Raw genomic sequence first — 19,021 nt, 5'->3', positions numbered from 1 at the left:
GCTATATATGGTATATCTTCTGTTATAAAGGGGTAGTTACTAAAATCCAAAGCGGTTACATTGATAAACTACGCAAGCCCGCTATTTGGTTTTACTAATGTTTCATTAAATATAGAACGAGTATTATTAGAGAGCTAAGCTATAATATCTTTATATTCATACTTAGATATGAAGCTTGTGTTTGGAGTTAATATATCCTTAATGTTACGTAATTTCATTAATATATTACATTCTTCAAAAACAGTTAAGTTTGGAGTGTTTTTTTGTTCCAAAATATTATTAAAATACTCCGTCAAAAAATCATTTATATTTTTTAAACCTATTATTACTTCTATTTTAAAACTGAATTAATAGGGGTATTTATATATATTTTGAAAGGTAAAATTTGAAGTTATTTTTCTTTTGTAATCTTATCATATTTTTTTAGTTTGATAAGAACGGACTCTAGATTATCCAACTTCATCATACATGGACCGTCGCTTGGAGCGTTATCGGGGTCCTGATGTACTTCCATATACATACCGGCGATACCTACAGAAGTTGCTGCTTTTGCAAGTAACTCTACATATTTTCTTTCTCCGCCGGTACTACCTCCTAGCCCGCCCGGTTGCTGAACGGAATGTGTAGCATCAAAAACTACAGGTACATTTAACTCTGCCATTATTGCAAGACTACGCATATCAGATACCAAGTTATTATAGCCAAAACATGCTCCTCGCTCTGTAAATAATATATCCTTTACTCCAAAAGCTTCTAGTTTTGTTTGTACATTTTTCATATCCCACGGAGCTAGAAACTGTCCTTTTTTTACTTTTACTATTTTACCTGTTTTTGCTGCAGCTTGAAGCAAGTCGGTTTGTCTACATAAAAATGCCGGAATTTGTAAAATATCTGCTACTTCGGCTGTTTCGGTACATTGACTCTCTGAATGAACATCAGTAACAATAGGGCAATCGAATTCAGATTTTACTTTTGATAAAATTTCTAAACCTTTCTCAATACCAAGTCCTCTAATCCCATGTACGGAAGTTCTATTAGCTTTATCAAAAGAAGATTTATAAATAAATGGAATCTCAAGCTTGCTAGTTAATTTAACAAGTTTTTCTGCCATAAACAACGCATGATCTTTTCCTTCAATCTGACAAGGCCCTGTAATTAGAACAAACGGTAAATCATTTCCTATTTTGATATTGTTAAGTTTTACTACTTTTTGCATAATTCTTAGATTTAATTAATTGAGCGAGGCACGGATTAGTGTTTCTCCGTTATATCAGGTACTGATTCATTTTCTATTAAGTCATTATTAATTATTAGTGTATAATATTTTTCTTTTATTGTCGTTAAATCATAACTACCATGATAGTAACCTTCTAGGTTAATAATTTTTTTTAAATAAAAATTTACCTGCTCTATTTCTAACGGTTCATCTATATTTTTTACAATAGACGATTTAATATTAATTAAATACGCTTTTATTTTTTTTAATTCTTTAATAATTATAAAAATATCATGCGGTTTTGTTACCAATATTCCTACAAACAAAATTAATAATATTTGCGTTAAAGACATATTTATATTAATTTCTTATGTTTATATTTTGGATTTAAAATACTTTCCCCGTTAGTACTTAGCATATATTCATGATAATCTTGATAATTTCCTTCAAACCATGTAGCATTATTTTCTTTATCATATGATATAATATGAGTGGTTATTCTATCTAAAAACCACCTATCATGACTAATCACTAATACACAACCTGCAAAATCTAAAATAGCATCTTCAAGTGCTCTTAACGTATCAATATCTAAATCATTAGACGGCTCATCTAATAATATAACATTTGCTCCTTCTTTTAGTAATTTCGCCAAATGTACTCTGTTACGTTCTCCACCTGAAAGTTGTCCAACTTTTTTTTGTTGATCACCGCCTCTAAAATTAAAAGCTGCACAATAAGCTCTACTTTTAATTATTCTATTACCAAGTTGTAATTCATCTAGACCTTCTGAAATTTCTTCCCATATAGTCTTATTATCATCTAAATGATCCCGTGATTGATCGACATAACCTAATTTTACCGTTTGACCAATTTTAATAGAACCACTATCTGGCATTATTTTACCTGTAATAATATTAAACAAAGTAGACTTACCTGCTCCATTCGGTCCAATAATTCCTACAATAGCTCCACGTGGAACTTTAAAACTAAAATCTGATAATAATATTTTATTATTAAATTTTTTAGCTATATGTTCTGCTTCAACAACAAGATCACCTAAACGAGGTCCGTTAGGTATAATTATTTGAGTGGGATTGGTTTTTTGTTCTTGTTGTTTATTTAATAACTCTTGATATGCTGTAATACGTGCTTTATTTTTTGATTGTCTAGCTTTTGGAGTTTGACGAATCCACTCAAGTTCACGATTCAATTGTTTTTTTCTATCATCGTCTTCTTTACTTTCTAAAGCTAATTTTTTTTGCTTCTGCTCAAGCCAAGAACTATAATTTGATTCCCACGGTATACAATTTCCACGATCTATTTCTAATATCCATTCTGTAACATTATCTAAAAAATAACGATCATGGGTAATTACTATTACAGTACCTTCATAATGCTTTAAATAATCCTCAAGCCAAGAAACTGATTCTGCATCCAAATGATTTGTAGGTTCATCAAGTAACAACATATCAGGTTTCTCTAAAAGCAATTTACATAAAGCCACTCTTCTTTTTTCTCCACCGGAAATTTTTGTAATATCTGCTTCTTTCGGCGGGCAACGTAAAGCAAGCATTGCGATCTCTATTTCACGTTCTAGATTCCATCCATCACAATTGTCTATTTTTTCTTGCAATTCTGCTTGTTTATCAAAAAGCTTTTGCATTTCTTCATCAGTGATTGCAGCAGCAAATTTGTTACTTATATAATTAAATTCATCAATAAGTTTTTTCTTTTCATGAAGACCTTCTATGATATTATCAAAAACATTTTTACTAGCATCAAGATACGGTTCTTGAGGTAAATATCCTACTTTTATACCAATTCTAGCTGTTGCTTTACCTTCAAACTCTTTATCAACACCTGCCATTATTTTTAATAAAGTCGATTTGCCTGCTCCATTTGGACCTATTATACCGATTTTAGCTTTTGGTAAAAATGATAAATTTGTTTCTTTTAAAATTCGTTTACCATTTATAATTTTGCTTAAACCAACCATTTCATAAACATATTGATATGACATAAATTACTTATTTCCTTATATTATTATTTTACACCGATATATATATTTACTACTGTATTGTATGAATTTATTGCTCTATGATCATATAATTCAAAATCAGAAATTGTAATTTCTATCATTGTTTTCTCGTTTAGATATTTATCTTAAGAAATAAAATGCTGTATATATACTTATAATTTTAGCAGCTTGAGGATTGTGTATACTTTTATACTTATAATTCTTCGTTCAAGCTTATTGATAATTTTTCCATATGCATTTTAATTTAATTTTAATAATATCAAGTCTAATTCTTCCAAATCTTTATAATGAAATATTAATTTTCCGCCTAATGGATAATTTTCTATTGTTATTTTTATACCAAATTTTTCTGATAAAGCTTTTACTAATAATTCTAGATCATTATCCGTAGAGTTGTCCTTTAAAAAACGCTTTCCTATTTTGTTATTATTGTTAGGGGATTTTGTATACTCATTTTTATACCATTGTCTTACTAGTTCTTCTGTTTGACGTACATTTAAATCATTATTTATAATATGATCGGCTATTACTTCTGCATGTTCATGATTTATCAAACACCGAGCTTGACCCATACTTAATATATTTTCATTTACTTTATCTTGAATAGACTGTGGCAAATTATTAAGCCTTAATAAATTAGCTATATGACTACGACTTTTACCGAGCCTTTCAGCTAATTTTTCTGCCGTATAATTAAAATTTTCTATTAAATATTTAAAGCCACGAGCTTCTTCCATCACTGTTAAATCAGTTCTTTGTATGTTCTCAATTAATGCTATTTCCATACTCTCTCTAGCATCTAAATTTTTTATAATTACCGGTATCTCTAAAACTTTTGCTAATTTACATGCACGCCAGCGTCGCTCTCCTGCTATAATTTGGAAATTATTATCAACAATAATAGGCTGTAATAAACCATTATTCAATATAGAATCTGCTAATTCTTTTATTTTATCATATTCAAAGTTTTTTCTAGGCTGATTCTCATTTGGTCTTATTTTATCAATATTTATTATTTGTACTATTTCTGATTCTATAGAAATAACTTCTTCTCCAAGTAATGAAGATAATCCTCTTCCTAGTACTTTATTTTTTGCCATATCTTTCTAAGATTTCTTTTGTAAGTTCTATATATGCAACTGCTCCCGAACATTTATAATCATATATAATAGCCGGTTTTCCATATGAAGGAGCTTCAGATAGTTTAATATTTCTTGGAATAACGGTTCTAAATACTAATTCTCCTAAGCATTTTCTAACATCATCTTCTACTTGTTCAGTTAAACGATTACGCTTATCATACATTGTAAATAATATACCTGCAATCTTTATCTTAGGATTTAATTTTTTCTCTACAATTTCAATTGTTTTTAACAAATGACTTAATCCTTCTAAAGAATAAAAATCACATTGCATTGGAATCAGTACTTCATCGCTTGCAACTAAAGCGTTTACCGTTAATAAATTTAATGAAGGAGGGCAATCAATAATTATATAATCATATAATATTTTTATTTCTTCCAATAGCTTCATTAAAATATATTCTCGGTCCTTTAATTTTGTTAAGTCTAATTCAGCCGCAGATAGATTAGTGTTTGAAGTAATTATTTCTAAATTTGGTATATCTGTAGAAATTATTGCATCTTTCAATTCTATTAAATTTGTTAATACTTGGTATATAGTATTTTTGCGTTGTTGCTGACTAATTCCAAAACCGGTACTACTATTCCCTTGAGGATCAAGATCTATAACTAAAATTTTTTTATTTACAGCAGCAAAAGCTGTAGCTAAATTTACAGTAGTTGTAGTTTTAGCTACCCCTCCTTTTTGATTAACAATAGCAATTACTTTCATATCATTTTTGTCAAATTACTAACTTCTAGAATTTTCCCTTCTTCACAAGTAATACTTTGATGTATTAAATAACCAAATAACCACCTCTCTTTAGCTTCTACTATTTCAGTTAAATAATTTTTTCCTTTTAATAACAAAAATTTTTCCCGTACTGAAATATTTTTTATGCAATTAAATATTGTATTTAAGTTAGAGAAAGCTCTACAAGTTAATATACTACAATCTATTTCTACTTTTTCTATTCTTTGATTGATTATTTGTATGTTATTATTTGATATCTTTGATGCTTTTTCTAAAAATATACATTTACGTAAATCAGCTTCTATTAAACTTACTTGCGCTACCCCCGCTATAGATAATACTATACCAGGCAAACCGGAACCGCTTCCTATATCAACCAAATGTATTTCTTTATTATCAATATATTGTATTAATTGTAATGAGTCTAATATATGACGTTGCCAAAAATTATGTATAGTATTATCCGATACAAGATTGATTGATTTATTCCATTTTTTAACTAACTTTTGAAAAATTTCTAACTTTTCAATTATTTCACGTGGAACTTCCATCACTATATTTAGTTTTTAAATAAATTATAATAGCCGTAATTGCTGCAGGTGTAATCCCTGGAATTCGACGTGCTACACCAATAGTAGTAGGTTTATGGGAAGAAAGTTTTTCCTGTATCTCTAATGATATACTTGGTATTTTAAAATAGTCAATATTTTTAGGTATTAACTGCGCCTCTTCACTTTGAAATAAATTAATATCTGCGTGTTGTCTAGTTAAATATGAAGCATATTTTGCTTCAATATAGAGTAATTGCAAAATGTTATTATTTTGTATTTCTTTAAGCATAGGAAAAATTTTAATAGCTTGTTCAACATTAAAATTAGGTATTTTAAATAAGTCTAATACTGTTTTATATGTACCATCCTGTGCAACCTGTATACCCATTTTAGCAAGTTTACTAGTAGTTAAAGACAAGGTATTTAATAATGATTTTATTTTTCCTATATCTTCACATTTTTTTGTGAATATTTTTTTACGTTTTTCTGATACGACTCCAATGTTCATCCCTAATTCCGTTAAACGTAAATCAGAGTTATCTGCTCTTAAAGATAATCTATATTCTGAACGAGAAGTAAACATACGATAAGGTTCTATAGTACCAAATGTTGTTAAATCGTCAATCATTACTCCAATATAACTGTTTGCTCTTGTTAACATAAACGGTGCTTGATCTTTTACTGCTAAAGCAGCATTTATACCGGCTATTATACCTTGCCCTGCGGCTTCCTCATATCCTGTAGTACCGTTAATTTGCCCTGCAAAATACAATCCAGCTATTTTTTTTGTCTCTAGCGTAACACTTATTTCACGTGGATCAACATAATCATATTCTATAGCATAACCTGGACGTAAAACCTTTACATTTTCTAATCCTGGTATTGTTTTGATTAATTTATGTTGCACATCTTCAGGCAAAGAAGTAGAAATACCGTTTGGATAAATCGTATAATCATCTAACCCTTCAGGTTCTAAAAATATACGATGTTCTGATTTTGTACTAAATCTGACTATTTTATCTTCAATAGAAGGACAATATCGCGGTCCTATTCCTTCTATTTGCCCTGAATACATTGCGGATTTATCAAGATTCTCACGTATAATATCATGAGTTTCTGAGGTTGTTTTTGTGATAAAACAATTTATCTGAGAAACATTAACAATATTTGTTAATTCAGAAAAAGGACGAGGAATTTTATCGCCTGGCTGTAAAATTGTTTTACTATAATCAATAGTACGTCCATCAATTCGAGGCGGTGTACCTGTTTTTAAACGAGCCAGTTTAAAGCCTATTTGTTTTAATGTATTTGATAATCCATACGAAGGCTCTTCATCTACTCTACCGGCAGGAATTTTTTTTTGTCCAATATGAATAAGACCTGATAGAAAAGTACCTGTAGTTAATATAATTTTTTGACAAAGAATTTTGCTACCGTTATTTAAAATAACCGCTTCAATTTTAGAAGATTTAATTTCTATATCTTCCACTTTTCCATATAATATATCTAGATTAGGATAATTTGTTAATATTTGATACATCGCTTTTTTATAAAGCTTTCGATCAGCTTGAGCTCTAGGTCCCCAAACTGCTGGTCCTCTAGTCTCATTCAGCATTTTATAATGTATACCGGCTTGGTCTATAACATAACCCATTAACCCATCAAGTGCATCGATTTCTTTAACTAATGTGCCTTTTGCAATTCCACCGATTGCTGGATTGCAAGACATTTCGCCTAAATTTTCCGGTTTTAACGTAATTAAGAGAGTAGGAACTCCAAGACGTGCAGAAGCGGCGGCTGCTTCTACACCTGCATGTCCACCGCCTATAACTATTACGTCATATTTTAGCATTAATTATTCTATAATTTCAGATTTATTAAAGAAAAATTCGATTTCTCTTTTCGCACTATTTTCACTATCTGAACCATGAATACTATTAGCCTCAATTGATTCGCCTAAATCTTTTCTAATAGTGCCTGCTTCAGCTTCAGCAGGATTAGTTGCACCCATAACGGTGCGGTTTAAAGTTATAGCATCCTCCCCCTTAAGCACTTGAAGTACTACCGCTCCTGAAGTAATATATTCAACTAAGCTATTAAAAAACGGTCTTGCTCTATGCTCATCATAAAAACATTCAGCTTCATATTTAGTTAAAAATTTCATTTTCTGAGCCACTATTTTTAAACCGACATTTTCTAAGTAAGTATTAACTTGCCCTATTTTATTCCTTTTGATAGCATCAGGCTTAATCATTGAAAAAGTATATTGTATTGTCATTTTATAACCTATTTATTATAATTATTAAATTTATTTTTTAGCTGAACGATTCCATATTAAAGCAAATAATCCTCCTCCTAAAAGAGCAGAAATACTGAAAAATATAAATACCCCATTCCAACCATAATTATCGCTAATCCATCCTACGCCGACTCCCGCAATAGCCGCTCCTAAATAACCAAATAATCCTGATAATCCATTAGCCGTACCAACAGCCTGACGGGTACTAAAATCAGCAGCTGCTATACCTACAAGGAGCTGAGGTCCTGAAACAAAAAAGCCTATTAAAGAAAGAATTACTATACTTAATAATTCACTGTGAATAGGAAGTTTCCAAAACAAGACTAACAATAAGCTAAGCAATACCATACATATGGATGCAACAGGACCTCGACGACCTTGAAATAGTTTATCAGATAAAACACCTGCTATTAATGCCCCTGGGATACCTATCATTTCATATAAACCGATTTGTAAGCCTGCATTTGCAAGACTTATATTACGTAAATCTTTTAAAAATGTTGGAGCCCAATAAATTACTCCGGAACGTATTATATAAACAAACATGTTTGCTAAACAAACATACCATATTAGCTTATTACAAAAGACCATTTTAAGTAATTGTGGAGTTAATAGCTTCTCATAATCTCCTATAGCTTCAGGCGGATATTCTTTATATTCCTCTACGGTAGATAAACCTACTTCTTTTGGAGAATTACGAAGCCTATTATATAAAAAAAGCGATACTACACAAGCAACTACACCTGGAACAAAAAAAGCAGTTCTCCAATCAAACTTATCGATTAAATAACCGCAGCTTATCATAGCAAGGGCACCACCTATTTGATTAGAAGTTGCACCCATAGCCCATTTAGTTCCAAGTTCTTTTGAAGCGAACCAGTGAGTAAGCATCTTTGTTGCAGGAGGCCAGCCCATAGATTGAAACCAGTTACTGGCTATCCATAAAATTCCTATAAGCCATAAAGAATCTGAAAAACCTATTAGCATAGTAATGATCCCGACAAACAAAAGACCCAACACCATAAATATCCGAGCATTAACTTTATCGCTAATAAACCCGTTACAAGCTTTACTAACTCCATACATAATAGATGAAGCAGTTAATATCCAGCCAATTTGTGTTTTAGTAACCCCAAAATATTCCCTTATAGCAGGAGTTGCTATATTAAAATTCTGACGACAAAAATAAAAAGTTGCGTAACCTATAATAATAGAATACAAAATCCTTACTCGCCAACTATTATATTTTTTTACATATGGCGATCTTGGAGTTTTAATTTTGGATCTTGTATTTGTCATATTATAAACTCTCCGACTATAAAAAAAGCAAGTTTAAGATTCTAGCAGTAAATAAATTTTCATTAATAATTAAAGAGCTTTTTTGCTACAAATTATAAGATTTTTGAAGGAATATTATTCATATTTCACAAAAATCTTATAATTTGTAGCAAAAAAGCTCTTTAATTATTAATGAAAATTTATTTACTGCTAGAATCTTAGAAGCTTATTTTTTTATAATATTAAATTTTAACAAATTCTATTTTTCAGTTTTATTTACCAAAACTTTATACTCTTTATTTAAACCTTTGACAGCATATATCCATAATATTACTATTACAAAGAATATAGAAGCAAAATAAGGAGTTGCCTCTACAAAACCAAATGCAGGAAATAAAATAAAGAATGTAGATTGAATAATAGCACCACCTGATTTACCAAATCTTCCTCCGATAACTTCAACAGCAGCTTGCCCTTTTGCTCGTAAATCCTTATCAAGCGGAATATACGCCATGTTTTTAGTGGCATCAAATAAAGAATATTTTACACCTTTACTTAAAACATTTTGAATCATACCGATCATAACAGCAAGTGCTAAAGGACCTGAAGCAAGAATACCTGTTAAATGCATAGCAATAACACTATCAAAAAAGATAAATGCAAAAAACGCTGCACCGGTAATTAACATCATTAATGGAGTTATCATAGCTGCAGTTAGCCATGATACTTTTCTTAAAATATTACTACCTATAAGCATGAAAGCAATTGCAACCCAACCCTGATAAAATTGGAACTTACCCATATATATAGTATAAGCCTCTTTCGTCGGATATAATTCTTTTACTTTGGATTTCCAAACACCTTCAACTAAATTTACTGAAACACCGTAAGCAATAAGTAACAATGCAATATAACCTACATACTTAGAAGTAAAGATCATTTTAAAACTGTCTATTAATGACATTTTAGCTTTAGCTTTCTTTTCTTTTACTAATGCCGGATCATAAAGTCTAGGATCGGTTAGAACGTTTTTATTCATCCATCTATATGTTAATATTACCAAAAAGCTACTTGTTATCATTATAACAAATAAAGGCACAAATTTTAGATGTTCTGCAACTATTTGAGTTTTTTCATGCAAGCAATATCCAATAATTACGGATGTTACAGGCAATGCTAAATTAGCAAGTAAACCAAACATTGAGTAAAAACGTTTAGCTTCATCGGTTTTAGTAATTTGGTTAGCAAATTGCCAAAATAATAAACTAAGCATCATTGTTCCCCAAAGCTCTGCCATAGTATAAAAAGATGCAAAACTCCATTTCCCAACTATTCTTATAAACCATTTGAAATTAGGATAAGCGAAACTCCAAGATTCTATGGTTTCAGGATCAGGATGAACTAAATCAGGGTATGGGTAAAGAACAAACGCAAATAATGCAAAATACCCTAAGAAAAATGAAGTAATAACATAAAACACGTTTTCTTGCTTTAAAATATCGCAGAGCTTAACATAAATTACCATAGCGATTACGGCAGAAGGTAGTACTATATATGTTTTTAAGAAACTTATTGCTTCTGCCCCTATATCTGTTACTACAAACCCGTCTTTAATTGAACGAAGCGTTGAGTAGTTTAATAAAATACAGAACATCATAAACGCCATAGGAAGAAACTTCTTATTTTCATATCTTTCTATAGGCCAAATTACCTTTCTTAGTTCCGAGAGATAATTGTCACTTTTGGGAGTACTCATAAATTAAATTTTTCTATTTATTTTGAAGATAAACATTGTACTAGAATATGTTAGAAAAGTCAAACCTATTGATTTTTTCTCAAAAGAAATTAAATAAAATTATTAACTATAGGATGCGTAAAAGAAATATGACAATTTATTTACTTGATTTTAGTTTCTATCTATCAATTTTCTATTTATAAATTATTATAATAGAAATATATGTCCAAATTAAAAACAGCTCTATTATTAACTGCTATAATTTTTATAACAGGTTGTAAAAGTAATATGAAAAATGAACACAATATTTCATTACCGCAATATGTGACTTTGAATACTCAAACCTTAAATAGTTCAGAGGATAAAACTATTAGAATAAAGGCAAAAACTTTAAACTTTCCGTTATCTTCAGAAGATTTACGTGATATATCTATTTTAGAAAAGAAATATGATCAAGAAGAAAATTGTGCAGGACTTGCTGCACCGCAAATAGGCATATCAAAATGTATAATAATATTTGCAGTACATGAAGATGCAGAGTTAAAAAAATGGCGTCCTGACCTTAAGGATACAATGCCTAAAACTATTTGGATTAACCCCTCATATAAACCGATAGGTATTGATAAACATGAAGATTACGAGTGATGCTTTTCTGTTGAAAATGCTACAGGACCGGTAGCAAGATTCAAGAAAATTCATTATCACGCATATGATATAAATGGAAATCAAATTCAAGGTATCGTAGAAGGATTTTTAGCAAGAGTTATCCAGCATGAAATTGATCATCTAAACGGAAAAGTATTTTTAGATTATGTAGCTCCCAAAAAAATAATGACTAAAGAAGAATATTTAGAAATGCGTAAAAAAGCAATGGAGCAGGAAAATATAAAATCTTAGAGTTCTCTAAATCTCAAATATCATTCTAGCTAAAATTTGAGTATGTCATTACCGCGAAAGCGGAAATCTAGAAAAAAGCAAAATTATCCGAGCTTTTAATATGAAAAATTAAATATATTTGTATCTTTTAGTTACTGAATTCCTGCCTTCGCAGGAATGACATTGTTCCATGTTAAGGCAACGTAAATTTACTTTATATTATTTGGTATAATACTATTGCATCGGATACGGGACGCACTAGATGTTCGCCTAAAGCTTCATCTTCATCACCTATTACATTAAGGCTTAACATATAATCTGCAAGTTCTGTTTTAGTTAATCCTATCACAGTATCATTAACAAGGTGTTTTTCTAAAATTTTTAAAGCTTAAGGGATTGTTAATTTATCAACATTTATTTCTTTCTCTTTCCGTAATATTGATCTTACTTGCACAAGCTTAAGGTCTTTTACATGTTGCTTATAAATATGCTCAACTATAACTATAGCGCCGTCATTACGCACTCCTAAGGCAGTACGAGCATGAGCCGGATCATCTTGTTTTGGATTATCTACAACATTTTTACCGTTTTGAACCAATAAGGGAATACCGGTTACTATTGAAGCAGTGTTACTTAAATTTATAAGCTTACCGTCTTTATCGATAAATTCCAAATTTAACTTTACAGAATAATTTATATTTACTACCGGCAAACTTGTTTCTTGTGGAAAGGACAATATAAAGCCTTTCTGTGGAATTTGATTATCACCATGCTTGCTTATTGCCGTAACAATAAAATTAGACCTATTCTAATCAATCAAAATTTCTTTGTTAGTATACGGCGTTAATGTGGTAGACGCCCAAACACTCATTATAGAAAGTAATATCTTTTAGGTTTGAAAAATAATTAACTTGATTTGAAATAACAGATTTATCGCCTATTTCTACTAAAATTTTTGCACTAGCCTTGGTAATTTGAATATTGCCCTGATCTATAATTAACAAACTTTGTAGTTGTTTTCTAAGACTAAATAGCTTGCCGTCAATCATTAAAGTAAGGCTTGGTCTGCCGTTATCACTACCGGCGATTTCAAAGAATCCGGCATTAATAGCAGCAGCTGCATTAGTGCGGTGTGCCATAACGTTTACTGTTTCTCTGCCTATAACCTGATTATGAGCTTTAACTAGTTTTAACCCAAAATTCTTAGGATCAATAGTTAACACATGAATCACATGCTTATCTTTTTCATAACGATTATATGTTAAGCCTTTATATTCCTTTGCATATATTTTAAAACTGATTATTAAAACAAGAAATAAGTAAACTAATCTAATCATATTGTTTTACTTTTTTTAACAATAAAATTTAACCATAATGCCTCTTTACTTGGAGAGAATCTCTTACTCCTTTCCGTCCATATTTTAACTATTTCAAAAAGCCTGTTAAAATAAGGTTTTATTGTATCTTCATGCATATTGTAAAAATCGCGATCATCACGTTGTATAATATCTGAACTGTATCCGTAAGAAGCATCAAAAATGCCTTCCAGCTTTAATGCAGCATGAATTTTTTATACACATTGATTGTTTCATTATAAGGTACATGAAGGAGAGTTGCTTGAGCCCAAACATTATCAAACGACTCCTTAAAATCGATATCTTGAAAAGTGGAGTGCAGTACATCTATTCCGGTTTCTTTTGTAGCTAATTTAACCATTTCGGTTGAACCGTCAAAAGCAGTAACTTGATATCTTTGACTTAAAAAATGTTTTGTATCACGACCAACTCCGCAACCTGCATCTAAAATATGAGCTTGTTCAGGTAAATAGCTAGTAAATGCTTTATAGTTATCAGACAAATCTGCATTGATTGTTTTACTATAAAACTCTTGAGCGTTATTATTATAATATTGTATATCTTTCCCAACTATTAGTATATTTATACTCACCAAACAATAAAATACAAATGGAAAATACATATAATTTCTATTATATAATAGACTTCTTTTCGAACTCGCTTATAGGGAGGAATTTGGAGGAAACACGGAACACAGCACCGCAGCGTATAAAAAAGTACGTGAGAATGCGAGTACCGGATTGACGTACAAATTACCCCTAGAAGTAGAGTTCCAAAAGAAGTCTATTGACTATTAGACTTAAAAATGGTCTACTTATCAAGAATAAGGCTTAAGGTTTATATGATAAAAAAAATAATATTTGGAATAGCTATTTTACTTAGTACAAGTTGCTTTGCTAATAGTACAACTTCTGACGGCTCAAAAAAAGATGCAGCAAAAACTAACGATGTTACAACACAAAAAATTATAGATGATTTTTCTGCTTACGCCGGTACTATAAAACCGGAAGTACGGGAGGAAATACAAAAATATAGAGTAGCAATAGTCAAGATTAATAAGAAGAAACGTGAACTATATAACAGCCTTTCCAAAGAGGCTCAAAATTTTTTAGCAGAGCAACAAAAGTATAAACAAAAACTATCTATCTCTAAACTACCAGTAGAAAATGGACAAAAGAATAATACTACTGATTCTAACGGTAATAAGAGCAAAGATACAAAATAAATTACTTTTCTTAGCCGTTATTGTGCGGGTCAAAAATAGTCATTGTGAGAAGCCGTAGGCTGTGCGACAATCTCATGAAATAATAACAAACTCCTGAGATTGCTTCGTCGAATTACTGCGTAATTCTTCTCGCAATGACGATTTACCGATCCATGCAACAACTCCGCTTTTAGCTAGGTATTTCATAAATCTGCTCTACTACACCATCAAGACCCATTAAAAAAGTATAAACTTTTAATTGGGGGAATTTTTCTTTTATTATATCACGGGCCTTGTTTAAAATTGCTGCATGTGCTGCCGTTTCTTTTTCCTTGATATTTAGCTGTTCCTGACCTATAAGTATTTTATAAGCTCCACATTCTCTATGATCAAGAAAAACAATTTGTTTTATGTTATGTAATTCTTGCAAAATCTCAATAGTATCTTCTATTGTTTTTCCCCAATAAGTATATTTGTCGTTAACGAGGGCAAGCGATGCACCGGGCAGTGATACTTTATCAAAATTATCTTCTAATCCTAATTGCTTCATTAATTTATCTGTTTCGTCTATTAATCTAAAATCTACACAACTAATTAAAAGAGTAGAAGCTTCATTTAATGTTTTTAAATGTTCATTACTTACTTCTACCTTTACAACTTTCTTATTGGCAATTATATCATTGTTAGCAGCGTAAAGATTTAAACTAGACACCATAATAAACCCTAAAATTATATATTTTACATGTATCATAAAATTCTCCTATTTAAAAATACTTCTTACAGGCTTTAAAATAAGAATAACCTGTAATGATTGTTAAAAAAGCGGCAATCCATAAAATTATTTCCCCTACTATATCTAAATAAATAATTCCTGAACCTTTTGAGCCTAGTATCAATATCGATAAAGCAAACATTTGTAAAAACGTTTTTACCTTAGCGAGTCTCGATACAGGCACACTAACCTTTACTAGAGCTAAAAATTCCCGAAGACCGCTAACTAAAAATTCTCGTGCTAAAATTAATAAGCAAGGTATCTCATCTACATTATCTTTTTTTAGTAGCATGATAATAACGCAACCTACAAGTAGCTTATCTGCTACAGGGTCAAACATCTTGCCGAAACTTGTAACTAAATTATATTTTCTTGCAATATAACCGTCAAAAAAATCCGTAATACTAGCTAAAACAAATAATAATGCCCCAAGTTTACGTGCAAGTGAATTATTTATATAAAATACCAGTATAATAACCGGAATTACCATTATTCGAGCAATAGTTAGATAATTAGGTAAATTTTTATCTATTCTCATTAATTAATTAAATTTATTAATATAATATTGTTGAATGATGGATAGAATATTATTCCAAGACCAATATATTAAAAGTCCCACAGGAAAACCATTAAACATAAATAAAAAAATTAGCGGCATAAATTTCATTACTTGAGCTTGCATCGGATCCGCAGGTTCAGGACTCATTTTTTGCTGTAAGAACATAGTAATAGCCATTAAAATAGGCCATGCTCCAATCACTAAAAATGAAGGCGGCGAGAACGGTAATAAGCCGAATAAATTAAAAATAGTAGTAGGGTCAGGTGCAGATAAGTCTTTAATCCAGCCGTAAAACGGTGCTTGCCGCATTTCAATAGTTACATACAATACTTTATAGATGGAGAAAAATACCGGAATTTGAACAAGTATAGGTAAACAACCAGCTACCGGATTTACTTTTTCTTTTTTATATAAAGCCATAATTTCTTGATTTAAACGTGCTTTATCATCACTGTATAAATTTTTTATCCTATCGATTTCCGGCTGTAAACTTTTCATTTTTTTCATCGAACGATAAGACTTATTGGCTAAAGTAAACATTAATAGCTTAATTATAACCGTAACAATTAATATACTAACACCGAAATTACCGACATAGCCATAGAAAAAATTCATGGCGTAGAAAACCGGTTTAGTAATTATATAGAACCAGCCAAAATCAATAGCTCTATCAAATAATTTAATATCATATTGCTTTTCATATTTATCAAGCAAGTCTACTTTTTTTGCTCCGGCAAAAATTCTGCTTTTAATTGAAAAATTTTCGCCGGGCTTTATTATTTGTACCGGTGAAATAAAATCTACCTGATATCTTTCAGTCCCTTGCTTAAGAGCATAATTAAAATTCGAGCTGTAATTACTTGATTTATCCGGAATCAAGGAAGATAACCAATATTTATCGGTAATTCCTATCCAGTCAACCTTACTTGCTGCAAATTTTTCACTTTTCTTATCTTTAATATCATCATAAGAATATTCTTTAAGATTCTCGTCTATACACCCGATAGGTCCTTGATGTAATATATTCACCGCTTTCTCTACGGCAATATATTTACGATTTATTAAACCGTAAGATTGCACAGGAAGTTCTTTATCACTATTATTAACGATGGTTTGCTCTATAGTAAACAAATAGTTTTCATCGACAGTAATAGTAACTAAAAATTTAACTCCGTCTTCATTAACCCAAAATAAATGAACAGGTTTTTCAGGGCTTAATATTTCACTATCACTATTCCATATAGTATCGTTGTTAGGGAGTTTTACACTAGATAAATTACTAATTAAACCAATTTCAGCAAAATATGCATTTGCTGTATTAGCCGGTGAAAATAATCTCACTTCAGGACTATTTTTAGATAAATCTTGTTTATATTTCTTTAATATTAAATCATCAAATCTAAGTCCTTTTAATGAAATAGAACCAGTGAGTGATTCAGATTCTATTTTAATACGCTGTACTTGACTTTCTTCTTGAACAACAATACCAGTTGCAGGTTCGACTAAAGCTTTTAACTGTTGTTTCTTTAAATTTTCTGCTTTCTGCACTGCTATTTGCTGTCGCTGTTTTTTTTGTTCAGGTTTTACAACAAAATACTGCCAACCGAAAATTATACTTAAAGACAGTATAATAGCGGCTATTAAATTAATTATATTATTATTCATTCCTAGGTCTTAAATTTTAATATTTTTAAAGCTTTAAGTTTTAAAGCATTTAGAGAAAATAATCAAGTAGTATATATACTTCTTTGCTTTCAAAAGTAGTGAATACCCAAGATGAAAGACGACTTCCATCTTGGATACAAATTTAATTTATTTTTTTATTTTTACTACTTTTCATTTTACTTCGGATATATTATACCACTCCTACATTCTGAAATATTTTTAATTTAAATTCAGGAAGTATAGAAATGAAATGTTCAGAAATATTGTCCTGTATATTTTCATAACCTACTAAATTTACTTCTTTAACAAAGATATATATTTCTATAGGCAACCCATTAATCGTAGGTTCAAGCTGTCTTACTAGAAAAGTAAATCCTTCGGTATAAACTGCCGGATTATTTTTTAGATATTCCTGAATATATAATTTGAATAGTTTAATGTTGGTTAAATCTTTCTCTTCTTTATCAAGAGTGATTTTATCTATTACATCCTTTGATATATAAGGAGATTTTTTTAGTGCTTTTAAAATAGTAGCATCACAGAAGTTAATAGTTGCCATATTAATATTAAATGCTCTCTTTACCCTTCTTGCTCCTGATTCACTAATTCCTCTATAATTAGTTACGTTAGAATTTAAAATGCTGTAAGTAGGAACTGTGGAAATAGATTGGTCAAAATTCCTAATTGTTACTACGGAAATAGTAATTTTTTCAACTGTTCCTTCAATTCCGCCTATACGTACCCAGTCTCCAATATTAATAATTCCTTGAGCAGTTAGTTGCAAGCTTGCAAGTAATCCTAAAACGGTATCTTTGAAAACAAATGTTAAAAGAGCTGCGGCTGCACCTAAGCTTGTTAAGAATGTACTAAGCGAAATATTTAATATATATGAAATAGTTACCATTGCTGCAATAACTATGACAATAATTTTTAATATTTGAAAATATAAGCTAAGCGGTGCATTTTTTGTAACGGCTTTGATTCTATTGTGATACAGATCTGCAAAAGCATCTATAAGCGTTAATAATAACATCGTCACAGATATACCAGTATATAAGATTACTATAGTATCTTTGATTCCCAGTAATACATGTGCTTTAAAAGAAGTAGGATGAAAAATATTTCTCCAACATACAAAGTAAAGTGCTAATAAAGTATGTAATAAATAACGAAATATAGGATATTTTTTTATCCTTTCATAATCATCATAATGATGTCTAGTTAAATAATTTTTTATAGGAATAAAAATTAATCTTTTAATTAGAAATATCACCGGTATAAGAGATACTAACATAACAAACAATAATACTAACTCAGTACTTGAGGTATGATATAGATCCATTAAATATTGCATATTTTACCTATCATTATTATTATAAATATAAATCTTTTTTATTATTACTAAGAATTTTATTTTTATCAATAATTTTAACTCAAAAGAATTTGGTATTGCTAAGCAAATATAGATACTGTCATTGCGAAGTCACGAAGCAGCTGCGGCAACCCATAAAAATAATAAAAAACTGAATTGCCCAGTCAATTACTTACGTAATTTTCCGTAACTCAGACGTTAAATGAATTAAATAACTTATTTA

20 protein-coding genes and 2 pseudogenes are annotated in these 19,021 nt (G+C 30.2%); 3 read left to right on the top strand and 19 right to left on the bottom strand.

Translation table 11 applies throughout. The features are described 5' to 3' along the window. Nucleotides 1-134 precede the first annotated feature (134 nt). From MCI_RS07840 to tlc1, 11 genes are all read right to left on the bottom strand, one after another. Complete coding sequence (locus tag MCI_RS07840; protein ID WP_198002904.1) at nt 135-296, bottom strand: hypothetical protein; 162 nt, start codon at nt 294-296, stop codon at nt 135-137. A gap of 95 nt (nt 297-391) precedes the next feature. Then, on the bottom strand, nt 392-1,216 hold the full coding sequence (gene kdsA, locus MCI_RS04455; protein ID WP_014409834.1) for a 3-deoxy-8-phosphooctulonate synthase: 825 nt from the start codon (nt 1,214-1,216) through the stop codon (nt 392-394). A 35-nt stretch (nt 1,217-1,251) separates the two neighbouring features. Further along, nucleotides 1,252-1,569, bottom strand: a complete 318-nt coding sequence (locus MCI_RS04450; protein ID WP_014409833.1) for a DUF2672 domain-containing protein — start codon at nt 1,567-1,569, stop codon at nt 1,252-1,254. A gap of 2 nt (nt 1,570-1,571) precedes the next feature. After that, a complete protein-coding gene (gene ettA / locus MCI_RS04445; RefSeq protein WP_014409832.1) occupies nt 1,572-3,239 on the bottom strand; it encodes an energy-dependent translational throttle protein EttA in 1,668 nt (555 codons plus the stop codon). Between the two features lie 257 nt (nt 3,240-3,496). Next, entirely contained in the window at nt 3,497-4,357 is an 861-nt protein-coding gene (locus MCI_RS04440; protein ID WP_014409831.1) for a ParB/RepB/Spo0J family partition protein, read from the bottom strand. Then, complete coding sequence (locus MCI_RS04435; protein WP_014409830.1) at nt 4,344-5,111, bottom strand: ParA family protein; 768 nt, start codon at nt 5,109-5,111, stop codon at nt 4,344-4,346. Before MCI_RS04435 ends, MCI_RS04440 begins: the two co-directional genes overlap by 14 nt. Then, nucleotides 5,108-5,683 carry a 16S rRNA (guanine(527)-N(7))-methyltransferase RsmG gene (gene rsmG / locus MCI_RS04430; RefSeq protein ID WP_004996817.1) on the bottom strand — a complete coding sequence of 192 codons (576 nt, stop codon included), beginning with the start codon at nt 5,681-5,683 and terminating at the stop codon, nt 5,108-5,110. The genes MCI_RS04435 and rsmG overlap by 4 nt, the downstream gene beginning before the upstream one ends. Continuing rightward, on the bottom strand, nt 5,667-7,535 hold the full coding sequence (mnmG, locus tag MCI_RS04425; protein WP_014409829.1) for a tRNA uridine-5-carboxymethylaminomethyl(34) synthesis enzyme MnmG: 1,869 nt from the start codon (nt 7,533-7,535) through the stop codon (nt 5,667-5,669). The genes rsmG and mnmG overlap by 17 nt, the downstream gene beginning before the upstream one ends. Nucleotides 7,536-7,538: 3 nt before the next feature. Continuing rightward, the gene (ndk, locus tag MCI_RS04420) at nt 7,539-7,961 is read right to left on the bottom strand and encodes a nucleoside-diphosphate kinase (RefSeq protein ID WP_014409828.1); all 423 of its coding nucleotides are present in this window, start codon (nt 7,959-7,961) and stop codon (nt 7,539-7,541) included. Between the two features lie 30 nt (nt 7,962-7,991). Beyond that, complete coding sequence (locus tag MCI_RS04415) at nt 7,992-9,281, bottom strand: MFS transporter (protein WP_014409827.1); 1,290 nt, start codon at nt 9,279-9,281, stop codon at nt 7,992-7,994. A 238-nt stretch (nt 9,282-9,519) separates the two neighbouring features. After that, nucleotides 9,520-11,016 (bottom strand): ATP/ADP exchange transporter Tlc1, encoded by a 1,497-nt coding sequence (gene tlc1, locus MCI_RS04410; protein ID WP_014409826.1) that lies wholly within the window; start codon nt 11,014-11,016, stop codon nt 9,520-9,522. 201 nt (nt 11,017-11,217) lie between these two features. Here tlc1 and MCI_RS04405 point away from each other — a divergent pair. After that, a pseudogene (locus MCI_RS04405) lies at nt 11,218-11,892 on the top strand (peptide deformylase). A 193-nt stretch (nt 11,893-12,085) separates the two neighbouring features. Here the strand turns inward: MCI_RS04405 and MCI_RS10325 are convergent. The 4 genes from MCI_RS10325 to MCI_RS07835 all read right to left on the bottom strand — a co-directional run bounded on the left by MCI_RS10325 (nt 12,086) and on the right by MCI_RS07835 (nt 13,848). Then, complete coding sequence (locus MCI_RS10325) at nt 12,086-12,220, bottom strand: hypothetical protein (protein ID WP_014409824.1); 135 nt, start codon at nt 12,218-12,220, stop codon at nt 12,086-12,088. Nucleotides 12,221-12,259: 39 nt separating this feature from the next. Then, complete coding sequence (locus MCI_RS04400) at nt 12,260-12,607, bottom strand: phosphodiester glycosidase family protein (RefSeq protein WP_232202636.1); 348 nt, start codon at nt 12,605-12,607, stop codon at nt 12,260-12,262. A 94-nt stretch (nt 12,608-12,701) separates the two neighbouring features. After that, entirely contained in the window at nt 12,702-13,208 is a 507-nt protein-coding gene (locus tag MCI_RS09910; RefSeq protein WP_232202635.1) for a hypothetical protein, read from the bottom strand. 214 nt (nt 13,209-13,422) lie between these two features. Further along, nucleotides 13,423-13,848, bottom strand: a complete 426-nt coding sequence (locus MCI_RS07835) for a class I SAM-dependent methyltransferase (protein ID WP_232202634.1) — start codon at nt 13,846-13,848, stop codon at nt 13,423-13,425. A gap of 19 nt (nt 13,849-13,867) precedes the next feature. Between MCI_RS07835 and MCI_RS07830 the strand changes: the two are divergent. After that, nucleotides 13,868-14,017, top strand: a pseudogene (locus MCI_RS07830) (palindromic element RPE1 domain-containing protein); the annotation flags it as partial. A 50-nt stretch (nt 14,018-14,067) separates the two neighbouring features. Beyond that, nucleotides 14,068-14,451 carry a hypothetical protein gene (locus MCI_RS04380; RefSeq protein ID WP_014409823.1) on the top strand — a complete coding sequence of 128 codons (384 nt, stop codon included), beginning with the start codon at nt 14,068-14,070 and terminating at the stop codon, nt 14,449-14,451. Nucleotides 14,452-14,620: 169 nt separating this feature from the next. On the opposite strand, the gene MCI_RS04375 is transcribed toward MCI_RS04380, so the two are convergent. The 4 genes from MCI_RS04375 to MCI_RS04360 all read right to left on the bottom strand — a co-directional run bounded on the left by MCI_RS04375 (nt 14,621) and on the right by MCI_RS04360 (nt 18,780). Then, complete coding sequence (locus MCI_RS04375) at nt 14,621-15,181, bottom strand: carbonic anhydrase (protein WP_041404118.1); 561 nt, start codon at nt 15,179-15,181, stop codon at nt 14,621-14,623. Between the two features lie 13 nt (nt 15,182-15,194). Beyond that, on the bottom strand, nt 15,195-15,740 hold the full coding sequence (gene pgsA / locus MCI_RS04370) for a CDP-diacylglycerol--glycerol-3-phosphate 3-phosphatidyltransferase (protein WP_014409822.1): 546 nt from the start codon (nt 15,738-15,740) through the stop codon (nt 15,195-15,197). Nucleotides 15,741-15,743: 3 nt separating this feature from the next. Continuing rightward, nucleotides 15,744-17,426: a membrane protein insertase YidC gene (gene yidC / locus MCI_RS04365; RefSeq protein WP_014409821.1), complete on the bottom strand. Its 1,683-nt coding sequence runs from the start codon at nt 17,424-17,426 to the stop codon at nt 15,744-15,746. Nucleotides 17,427-17,616: 190 nt separating this feature from the next. Continuing rightward, complete coding sequence (locus MCI_RS04360; protein WP_014409820.1) at nt 17,617-18,780, bottom strand: mechanosensitive ion channel family protein; 1,164 nt, start codon at nt 18,778-18,780, stop codon at nt 17,617-17,619. Nucleotides 18,781-19,021: the final 241 nt, after the last annotated feature.

This window comes from Rickettsia montanensis str. OSU 85-930, assembly GCF_000284175.1.
In the GTDB taxonomy this organism is placed as follows: domain Bacteria; phylum Pseudomonadota; class Alphaproteobacteria; order Rickettsiales; family Rickettsiaceae; genus Rickettsia; species Rickettsia rickettsii.
This window is presented reverse-complemented; position numbering and strand designations above follow the sequence as displayed.